This window comes from Calothrix sp. CBUCES-K 9914 (assembly GCF_059640475.1).
Genome location: NZ_JBXXZH010000292.1, coordinates 1 through 10,221 on the forward strand (window position 1 = coordinate 1; position 10,221 = coordinate 10,221).

General features: G+C 40.8%; 9 protein-coding genes. 4 read left to right on the forward strand and 5 right to left on the reverse strand.

Annotation, left to right across the window (positions count from 1 at the left end; genetic code table 11):
- Positions 1-281: 281 nt before the first annotated feature.
- Both AC2JBO_RS38335 and AC2JBO_RS38340 read right to left on the reverse strand, forming a co-directional pair.
- Positions 282-1,478, reverse strand: coding sequence for a hypothetical protein (locus tag AC2JBO_RS38335; RefSeq protein WP_496958879.1), 1,197 nt, complete (start codon positions 1,476-1,478; stop codon positions 282-284).
- A gap of 13 nt (positions 1,479-1,491) precedes the next feature.
- Entirely contained in the window at positions 1,492-2,811 is a 1,320-nt protein-coding gene (locus tag AC2JBO_RS38340; protein WP_496958880.1) for an APC family permease, read from the reverse strand.
- Between the two features lie 116 nt (positions 2,812-2,927).
- Here AC2JBO_RS38340 and AC2JBO_RS38345 point away from each other — a divergent pair, with 116 nt between their 5' ends.
- Positions 2,928-3,107 (forward strand): GyrI-like domain-containing protein, encoded by a 180-nt coding sequence (locus AC2JBO_RS38345; protein ID WP_496958881.1) that lies wholly within the window; start codon positions 2,928-2,930, stop codon positions 3,105-3,107.
- Between the two features lie 712 nt (positions 3,108-3,819).
- Here the strand turns inward: AC2JBO_RS38345 and AC2JBO_RS38350 are convergent.
- The 3 genes from AC2JBO_RS38350 to AC2JBO_RS38360 all read right to left on the reverse strand — a co-directional run bounded on the left by AC2JBO_RS38350 (position 3,820) and on the right by AC2JBO_RS38360 (position 6,274).
- The gene (locus tag AC2JBO_RS38350) at positions 3,820-4,170 is read right to left on the reverse strand and encodes a DUF1257 domain-containing protein (protein ID WP_019494768.1); all 351 of its coding nucleotides are present in this window, start codon (positions 4,168-4,170) and stop codon (positions 3,820-3,822) included.
- A gap of 143 nt (positions 4,171-4,313) precedes the next feature.
- Entirely contained in the window at positions 4,314-5,825 is a 1,512-nt protein-coding gene (ycf46, locus tag AC2JBO_RS38355) for a stress-responsive protein Ycf46 (RefSeq protein ID WP_496958882.1), read from the reverse strand.
- A 104-nt stretch (positions 5,826-5,929) separates the two neighbouring features.
- Entirely contained in the window at positions 5,930-6,274 is a 345-nt protein-coding gene (locus AC2JBO_RS38360) for a slr0373 family blue light stress response protein (protein WP_496958883.1), read from the reverse strand.
- A gap of 218 nt (positions 6,275-6,492) precedes the next feature.
- Here AC2JBO_RS38360 and AC2JBO_RS38365 point away from each other — a divergent pair, with 218 nt between their 5' ends.
- The 3 genes from AC2JBO_RS38365 to AC2JBO_RS38375 form a co-directional block, all read left to right on the forward strand.
- A complete protein-coding gene (locus tag AC2JBO_RS38365) occupies positions 6,493-7,644 on the forward strand; it encodes an NAD-dependent epimerase/dehydratase family protein (RefSeq protein WP_496958884.1) in 1,152 nt (383 codons plus the stop codon).
- Between the two features lie 191 nt (positions 7,645-7,835).
- Complete coding sequence (locus AC2JBO_RS38370; RefSeq protein WP_496958885.1) at positions 7,836-8,969, forward strand: glycosyltransferase family 4 protein; 1,134 nt, start codon at positions 7,836-7,838, stop codon at positions 8,967-8,969.
- Between the two features lie 343 nt (positions 8,970-9,312).
- On the forward strand, positions 9,313-10,221 hold a 909-nt coding region (locus AC2JBO_RS38375; protein ID WP_496958886.1), incomplete at its 3' end, for a GAF domain-containing protein.

A 10,221-nucleotide genomic window follows, 5' to 3' on the forward strand; every position in this document is an offset into this window, starting at 1 on the left:
GGCGCCGGAATTGTGATGTTAACTAATAGTCAGAACGGTTTAAAAATTAGTAAAAATGTTGTCCAGCAAGCAATTGGCGGACAACATCCTGCTTTTGATTTTTGGATGATTGAGTATTAGGTTAAGAATTTAATCCCCCCAACCCCCCTTAATAAGGAGGGCTTTTAATCGTCTTTTCTCCCTTAATAAGGGGAGCTTTAAATTCTCTTTTGCCCCTTAATAATGGGAGCATTAAACCCTCTTTCCCCCCTTATCAAGGGGGGCTAGGGGGGATTATTAAACTATCTATTAGCAATCTTTTTTGCTGCGGCTAACATTAAATTTGATTCATTGACACCAAATTTATAGCCAATGCCAAAATTCAAAGGTTCGATGCTTTTATTAGATTGATAGACTTTTCTTAAGTCAGCTTGGTAGCTATTACTGAATAAACCAATGGGACGAGTGTAAGAACCATAAAATTTTAAGTCCCATTGCGATGAAGCAAATGATTTGAGTGGCATTCCTGAGTCATCTTGGAGCAAGTAATTGCTGCTTGCTAATATCAAGTTTCTTATTTCTGAAAAGCTTTCATTGTGCATCAAATATGATGCAGCTTTGAGATAGGTAACTTTATTATTTAATTGGTTGGCAAATTTGACAAACTCCGGTCGTTTTTTTAATCCATCGTTCGATAAATCCGTTGAAAAGTAATATAGGTTACGAGCTTCAGATTCTCCTTCAGGTACAAAGGCAATTTTTACTCCAGATACCATTCCCTTTTCAAATTGTTGTACTTTACCCTCTTTATCTAATCCTACATATTGGACATTCAGGATACGATTTTTGGTACGCGCGAGAAAAACGTACAAAATTGGTAGCACTCCTTGTTTTTGCAAGTCTACCTTCATATCGTTAGTACGGAAGAAGCTAAACTGTAGAATTGCATATAGCGAGCTTCTTGCTTCCTGTAGCTTCATATTCTGCTGACTCTCACTCAAGCTGCTAAAATCAGGAACATTACCCACTGGTTCTAAGCCAGCTAGTACAAATTGTTTGGCTTTGGGAAACAGAGAATATGAGTATAAAAAATCGGGACCACTAAAAGGATATAAAATTGTCGGAGAACTTGCATTCACATCTTGTAGTTCTTTTGCCGTCCAATCTCTAACTTTTGTTAGTTGCTGTGCATCTAATTTTGACCAAGACGCTTCGTAAAATTTTTGATGATTTTGCCAGTTATTACCTTTTTGTAATGCTGCTAGTTTACTATTTGCATCTACATTGATTCCTGCTAAAGTTCTTGCTGTATCTGTTAAAAGCTCTGATTTAACTTTGTCACCCTTAACACTTTGTTTAGGCTTATCTGTGCCAGCTACTTGCTCTTCAGATTTGCGTGCTTCATTATTATTTGCACTTTGACAGGAAGTTGAGCAAAAAAGTAAAGCAGTTAAAGTTATACAAGTAGGAAATAATGAATAGTATTTTTTATTCTTCATAGTTGTAAGTTAGTTAAGATGCTTTGAGTTGCTTTCTCGCAACTAGTAAATATACAATGGCGCCAATAAACAATGTGCCAATACCCGCTAGTGACTCAACAGGTTTATTCATGAGAATGAATACAAGTATCCATAAATTAATAGCCAAAAAGATGATTGGTGTAATGGGATAACCCCAAGTTAGATAGGGACGAGGTGCGTCGGGATATCTCAACCTGTATACAAAAACTCCTAAAACTGTGATCAATGACGACAAATTTAAAGTAAAACCAAGATATGTAATTACTGCTTCAAAGCTAGAAGTAATAAGTAAAATAATCACAATAGAGAGTTGTAGAAGAATTGCGTAAAAAGGTGTTCCGTGAGAACTCTTCTTCGCAAGTATTTTAAATACAGGAATATCTTCTCCAATGATTTGGGTTACTCTCGGTCCTGCCAAAACCATCGAACTAATCGAAGAAATGAGACCAAAGGAAATGAACAATCCCATTAGTTTAGCTCCGGATGAGCCAAAAATTTGAGTTGCTGCAATGTAACCGACTTCTAATTGCCCCGCTAGTTGACTAATTGGTGTGGTACGGAGGAAGGTCAAATTGAGCAGCAGGTATAACCCCATAACAATCAGGGTTCCAATGATTAAAGAGCGAGGTAAGTTCTTTTCTGGTTTTTCAACTTCGCTGGCTAAATATACCGCAGCATTCCATCCTGAATATGAGTAAGTTACATAAACAAGAGATATCGCAAACGGAGAACTGAATATCACGTTGAAGTCTGTACCAGATGGTAAAAATGTAAGTTCTTGAGGTTGGGTGAAAAATAAACCACACCCAATTACTACCACAATCAACAGAACCTTGAGAATCGTGAATACCTGCTGAAAATAACTACCAAATTTGATTGTGCTAGTATGAATCAACGATACACCAATCACAACCATCAACCCGATTAGTTTTGCAGGCGCCTGTGGAAATACACTAGTGAAATATGCTCCTAATGCCATACCCGCAGCAGCTATTGGTGCGGCAAAACCCACCGTCACCGATATCCATCCCGACAAAAAGCCAACCATTGGATGATAAATTCGAGATAAGTAATAATACTCACCTCCCGACCGTGGCATTGCTGCTCCAAGTTCTCCATAAGCTAAGGCGCCGCAAATCGCAAAAACTCCACCTACTACCCATAAGAGTAGAAGAGCAAAACCTGACTTAATACCTTCTAATTGAAAGCCCAAGCTAGTAAATACACCGATGCCAATCATGTTAGCTACAACTATACATATGGCTGTAAATAAGTTAATACCCTTAGACTGTTCCTGTTGATGTAAAGACATTGAGTTTTTTTTACGTACTAACACGTAACATGTTTTTAAATCAGTATTTTTTAGTACCGATTTCTTCTCATACTGTTGTATGCCATAAAAAGCAATATGCCAAGTATCCCGCTAGTATGCGCCTACAACCACATGCAAAACATGTACTTGCTTGGATTGAGGCAAATGGGTATAGCGTTATTGGCGCCAATCGTGAGGTTTACATAGTAGGTGGTGGCGAACAAGATAATGATTCTTATGTTACCGAGGTTCAGTTTCCTGTTGAAAAAGCTGAAGTTGTGATTGGCGCCAAGTGATACTGACATTATTTTCGTAATCGTAGAATTTGTAGGCGCCGTAACTATTCCATATTTTCGTGGCTTAATTTTATCCAACAGTTTGGTGTTAAATGTTATTTATAGTTTGTTGTTGGTGCTTGGTTCGTTATTAATTGTGCTTTTGCTTAAAAAGTTACCCCTTCTGAGAAAAACAGTAAATATTTAAGTCGCATCTTGTGGGATGGGCATCCTTGCCCGTCTCTTAATTCAAAATTTTGTTAGGCGGGCAGGGATGCCATTAGCGTCAAGTTAAGCTAAAACCTACTACGTCAATAAGGATTTATGCTTAAAATTTGCGTTTGAAAGGAACAAAAAATGAACTTGAAGAGCGGCTATTAGTACTTTTTTTATCTGCATCGCTTGCAGCTTAAGTATAAAATTTTGCAAAAAGTTCATGTTTATACCTCGTTCATCACAAAACCTATCGTTGACGTATGGGCGCCAACCTTAACTTGACACCAATGGCAGGGATGCCCGCTCCACAATATGCTCCACAAGACAAGATGAACAATTATATTTTTTGTAAGTGCAGCCTAGACAACTTGATTAACTGTTAAGAAATGCTAAATTAAGTTTATGAACGCAAAAAAATATGGACTAGGAGTAAATGCCTCCTAGTCCTTTTAAAAAAGCGGGCTAACTGCTACCTGTGTAGGCTAACCCGTATAGCTTTGGGAACGCGCAGAAATGCTTATTGTAATACCAACTTAACGTTAGCGTTTTGTAAGCCGCGTTGCTTAACTTCTGACAATGTTTTGTTTACAGCGTATTTTTGGTTAATCGAGTTGATTAATTCGGTTTGGTTGTGCTTCTTAGCAACGCCCCAAAGGTCTGCAATCAAGTCGAAGGAACCGTCGCTGTTGCGTGACCAACCTAAGTCATATTCGCCTTCGAGAACAGCAACGATATCAGAGCGAACGCGCTGACCGTTGTAACCACGAACATCTGCTTCGGTTTTCACGGAAATACCTAGGTCACGCAGTGATGCTTTGAGGATTTCTGCGTCGGTGATTTTGGTGCGGAGAGTGCTAAAATGAGACATTTGGGTTTCCTCCAAAGAGAAGATAGAGAATGCGTGGACGTTTCTATCTAAGTCGCACCTTAAATGTATTAAGTTGCGGCTTTTTTCATTCGGCGCTAGCTTTGAGACTAGCCTTTCCCCCTGTGGTAGCAGAGGAAAGCTTTTTAGAACTCCATTCGCTGATATTCAGCTACGGAGGACGCTGCGGGACGCGCGCGCTGTCTTGCCCAGTCTCGCAGGGCTGTTACCTGCTCTTGCATCGTTCGAGACAATGGCAATGTCGCTTTTAGTGCAGCAATAATATCTAATTGTGTGAACTCGCGGTCTTGAGCAAATGCTTCATACATTGCTGCAACTAACGCTTGTTCAATTTCTGCCCCAGAGAATCCATCGGACATCTTCGACAACTGTTGCAAGTCGAAGCGGGAAATGTCTGTCCGGCGTTTCGTTAGGTGAATTCTGTAAATTTCTTGGCGTTCTTCTGGTGTAGGTAAATCTACGAAGAATATTTCATCGAAGCGACCTTTCCGCAAGAATTCTCCAGGCAACCTTTCTACGCGGTTCGCTGTTGCCATTACAAATACCGGAGATTTTTTCTCTTGCATCCAAGTTAAGAACGAACCGAAGATTCGACTGGATGTACCACCGTCGGAGTCACCAGAACCGGAACTGCCGGCAAAGGATTTATCCAACTCGTCGATAAATAGTATCGCTGGAGATATCGACTCAGCTGTTTTTAATGCGTTCCGTAAGTTGGCTTCTGAACGACCAACCATTGAACCATCATACACCCTTCCCATATCTAAGCGTAACAGTGGCAGACCCCATAACCGAGAAGTTGTTTTGGCTATTAGTGATTTACCGCACCCTGGAACACCTAATATCAACATTCCTTTTGGCTGAGGCAATCCATACTCTCTTGCTCTCTCTGTGAAAGCATTTGAGCGCTGTGTTAACCACTTCTTCAGTTCTTCTAATCCGCCTACCGCGTCAATGGTTTCATCTTCCTCTATGTATTCCAATATACCATTGCGTCGGATTAATTGTTTCTTCTCAGATAATACTATGTCTACTTCATCTTCCGTCAGGCGCCCTGTAGTTACCTGTGCCTTACGGTAGACTTTTTCAGCTTCGTCTTTTGTTAAACCTAAAGCTGCTCGTAAAAGCTTTTCTCTTGCTTCAGTCGTCAAACGGCGACCGCGATTTTGATCTATATGATATGTTAAAACTTTATTTAATTCACCCATGTCGGGGAGTTGGAAGTCAAGAACAACTACTTCTTTCTCCAACTCAATGGGCACTTGCTGCATCGGCGACATTAAAATTATATTTTTATTAGTACCTTTGAAGGATGCTATCGCATCACGCAAAGACCTGGTGGTCGCAGGTGCATCAATAAATGGATGTAAATCTTTAAGTATAAATATAGCTGGTTCTTTCTGTCTAATAATCCATTCAATTGCCGCTTCGGGTGAAACGGTATTGTGCTGGGTGACGTTTCTTGGCTGACCGTACTCGACGATTCCGTGAGTCACTGTCCAAACATATACCCGCCGTTGCGGCTTCGAGGACTGGGCAATTGCAGAAATTGCTAGCTCTGCCCGCTCTTCCTCTGAGGTCACAAGATAGATTAGGGGGTATTGAGCCTGAATGAGAATGTTGAGCTCTTCTTTCATACATCGACCTTCTTGAGACCTGGATTGAGACCTTAAATAGACCGCTACGATCGTAAATTCAATGTCAGGAGCGGATAACAAACGCGCAATTTAAGAAAAAGTCACTACTTTAAACAAGGAACTAACTCTTCTCCCTTAGAAGAACCTGACTCGGAAACTTCGAGTTCTTCAATTGTCATATGCTCGATAATCCCTGGTTGACCTCCTAATGACACCAATTCACCATCACGTAGTACTAGAGAACTGTCGCAATTTGGACATGAGTATACTCGATGCGTCCTTCCATATGAGGATTCAACCTCCTCGACTAATTCCGAATTTTTTAGGTAGAAAACTAACGCTCTCTCCGCGAGTTCGGACATCGGCTCAGAATCAACAGCGGAACGTATTTTCAACCTCCGATGTAAATCTGGCGATAGATATAGCGTAACCTTTTGTTTAGCTTGCATATGACTTGTTAACGGTCTTTACCCGGGTATGTATCTTAACTTATCGCTTGCCTCATTCCTTGTCAATATCCAAAAACGTTTTGACGGCATTTTTGTAATATTTGTTTACAATTGACGTAACATTTAACTTTCGACTTCGCCCAATCTTATAGATTAGTGGTTTAGAGGGGACACAAAGGGTGATAGATTAAGCTATCAGCGAGTAAAAACTGGTGAAAATGAAAGTCCTGGTTATTGGCGGTGATGGTTATTGCGGTTGGGCAACCGCTCTATATCTCTCTAATCGAGGTTATGAAGTTGCGATATTAGATAGCTTGGTGCGACGGCACTGGGATAACGAGTTGGGTGTAGAAACGCTTACGCCTATCGCCTCGATTCAGCAACGCCTCCAGCGCTGGAAAGATTTGACAGGTAAAAGTATCGACCTCTTTATTGGCGATATTACTAACTACGATTTCTTGAAGAAGGCGCTGCATACGTTTGAACCAACTGCAATTGTGCATTTTGGAGAACAGCGTTCGGCGCCGTTTTCGATGATTGACCGCGAACATGCTGTGGTGACGCAGGTCAATAACGTAGTTGGTACTTTGAATTTGCTTTACGCAATGAAAGAAGACTTCCCCGACTGCCATTTGGTTAAGTTAGGGACGATGGGTGAATACGGTACGCCGAATATCGATATTGAGGAAGGCTACATCACTATCGAACACAATGGGCGTAAAGATACCCTGCCTTATCCAAAACAGCCTGGTTCGATGTACCACCTTAGTAAAGTTCACGACAGCCACAACATTCACTTTGCCTGCCGAATTTGGGGATTGCGTGCAACTGACCTTAACCAAGGGGTGGTATACGGTGTTCTTACCGAAGAAACGGGAATGGACGAAATGTTAATCAACCGTCTTGATTATGACGGCGTGTTTGGTACAGCATTAAATCGTTTCTGTATTCAAGCAGCGATTGGACATCCCCTAACTGTTTACGGTAAAGGAGGACAAACGCGCGGCTTTTTAGATATTCGCGACACAGTGCGATGTATCGAAATCGCTATCGCAAATCCTGCGTCGCAAGGAGAATTTCGCGTATTTAACCAATTTACTGAACTATTTAGCGTCGGTGACTTGGCGATGATGGTGAAAAAAGCTGGTAATGCAGTTGGTTTGAATGTAGAAATTAACAATCTAGAAAATCCTCGGATTGAAAAAGAAGAACACTACTTCAACGCCATCAATACTAAACTTCTAGATTTGGGGCTGCAACCACACTACCTCTCGGATTCATTACTTGATTCGCTATTAAATTTTGCCGTCAAGTATCAAAACCGCGTTGACAAAAACGAGATTTTACCGAAGGTTAAGTGGCATAGATAGTAGAACTGGGCAAGCGGTAAAGCCTACAACTTTACTTTTTCCCGCTTTTAATTCGTTTTTTTCTCTGTTGACTCTGTGTTTTTGTGGTAATTATATTTACCTTATTAGGCGCAGAGAACACAGAGAAAATTTCAAGTCTTGTCTAAAACTGGCGCCTAATATTCAAAACATTGACGACAAACGACTGATTTATGAAAATAGCCTTGTTCACGGAAACCTTTTTGCCCAAGGTCGATGGAATTGTAACGCGCTTAAGTCACACCGTTGACCATCTGCAACGTAATGGTGACCAAGTATTGGTTGTTTGTCCTGAAGGTGGAATGACCGAATATAAAGGAGCTAAGATTTACGGTGTCTCCGGTTTTCCCCTACCTTTGTATCCCGAACTCAAAATGGCATTGCCGCGTCCTGCCATTGGTGAAGCTGTTGATAATTTTCGACCTGATATAATTCACGTTGTCAATCCAGCCGTTTTAGGTGTATCTGGTATATTTCATAGCAAAATTAATGACATTCCACTTATAGCTTCTTACCATACCCATCTACCACAATACCTTCAACACTATGGTTTGGGAATGCTTGAGGGGTTGCTGTGGGAATTGTTAAAAGTAGCACATAACCAAGCGGCTTTAAATTTGTGTACTTCAACAGCGATGTGTAATGAACTGACTGGACACGGTATTGAGCGAGTTGATTTGTGGCAACGCGGTGTGGATACGGAGACATTTCATCCAAGTCGGGCAACAGAACAGATGCGCGCGCATTTATCGCAAAACTCGAAGAATAGTCCTTTATTACTTTATGTCGGGCGCCTATCGGCAGAAAAAGAAATCGAGCGAATTAAACCAATATTAGAAGCAGTTCCGGATGCGCGGTTGGCATTGGTTGGAGATGGACCACACCGTCAAGCTTTAGAAAAACATTTTGCTGGCACTAATACATTTTTTGTGGGTTATTTAACAGGGGTGGAATTAGCGAATGCGTTCGCTAGTGCCGATGCGTTTATTTTTCCATCTCGCACTGAGACTCTGGGACTTGTGCTACTCGAAGCGATGGCAGCAGGTTGTCCTGTTGTGGCTGCACGTTCTGGGGGTATTCCTGATATTGTTACTGATGGAGTTAATGGTTATTTATTTGACCCTGCAACCGGAGATACAGGCGCCATTGCAGCAACAATTCGACTACTCGAAGAGAAACAAGAACGCGAGACTATTCGTCACAACGCTCGCAGTGAAGCCGAAAAATGGGGATGGGCAGCAGCAACACGCCAGTTACAAGCTTACTACCGTAAAGTAGCTTATTCAGCTTCGCCAATTGCAGCTTAAACAGAAGCACAATACCTAGTTGCAGATTATGCAACCTATTGAGTATAAAAACTAAATGAGGTATTGTAAGCTGAAGTCGCGTATACGCACGTACAATATAGATATAAAAAAACACAGATGGAAGCATTCACAAAAGTCCATCTGTGTCTATCTGCATATCAAAGTAGTTTTACTATAAATATGTATAACCGTGGAGGTATATTCTAATTATGAAAAGTAATAAACGTCATAAAATTAATAAAATTAATTAATCAACTGATGTATATAGGTATATATTGCAATAAATCAAGAAACATCTAATACTTAACCTGATTATTTAAAAAAATACAAAATTTTAACTCCCATGACACTTCCAAGTCCCGGTAGCGTCTTGGCTACTTTAACTGAATTGACACAGGTTAACCGTACCCATGCTCTTTTACGTCGCGTTAAAGACCTGTCTGTCACCGAATTCGTTTGCTTGCTTGACTTTATTACCGCCGAATTTCAACAATTTCTGCGTGCCATAGAGTTAATAAACAACGAAGCATTAGAAACAATGCTAGAAAGGGTTTTAGAAGCAATAACACTCAAAATTGGTCAAATCCTTCAAGCACAGCATACTACCATATTTTTAGTTGACTACGATAAAGGTCAGCTATGGACAAAGATTGTACAGGAAAATGTCCATAAACCTTTAGAAATTCGTACACCGATTACCGTTGGTATTCCCGGACACGTAGCTAGTACAGGCAAATGTTTAAATATTTCTGAAACCTCAACTCACCCGCTATTCAGTCCAGAACTCGAAAAGCAAATGGGTTACAAGATACATAATATTTTGTGTATGCCCGTAATTAGCAGCAAAAATCAGACTGTTGCGGTTGTACAACTTGCTAATAAAACAGGTGATACTCCGTTTGACCAAGAGGATGAACGACGATTTCGTGATTTTGCCGAATCAATTGGAATAATTTTAGAAAGTTGTCAGTCGTTTTATGTTGCCGCACGTAACCAACGTGGTGCAACAGCACTACTGCGTGCAACTCAAACATTAGGGCAAAGTTTGGATTTGGAGGCAACTTTGCAAATTGTGATGGAACAAGCACGAATTCTTATGCAAGCTGACCGCAGCACGTTATTCTTGCATCGCAAAGAAATGAACGAACTGTGGACAAAGGTCGCAGCAGCAGATGGGGAAACCATGATGGAAATAAGGATTCCTTCAAATCGCGGAATTGTTGGTTATGTTGCCTCAACAGGTGATGCTTTG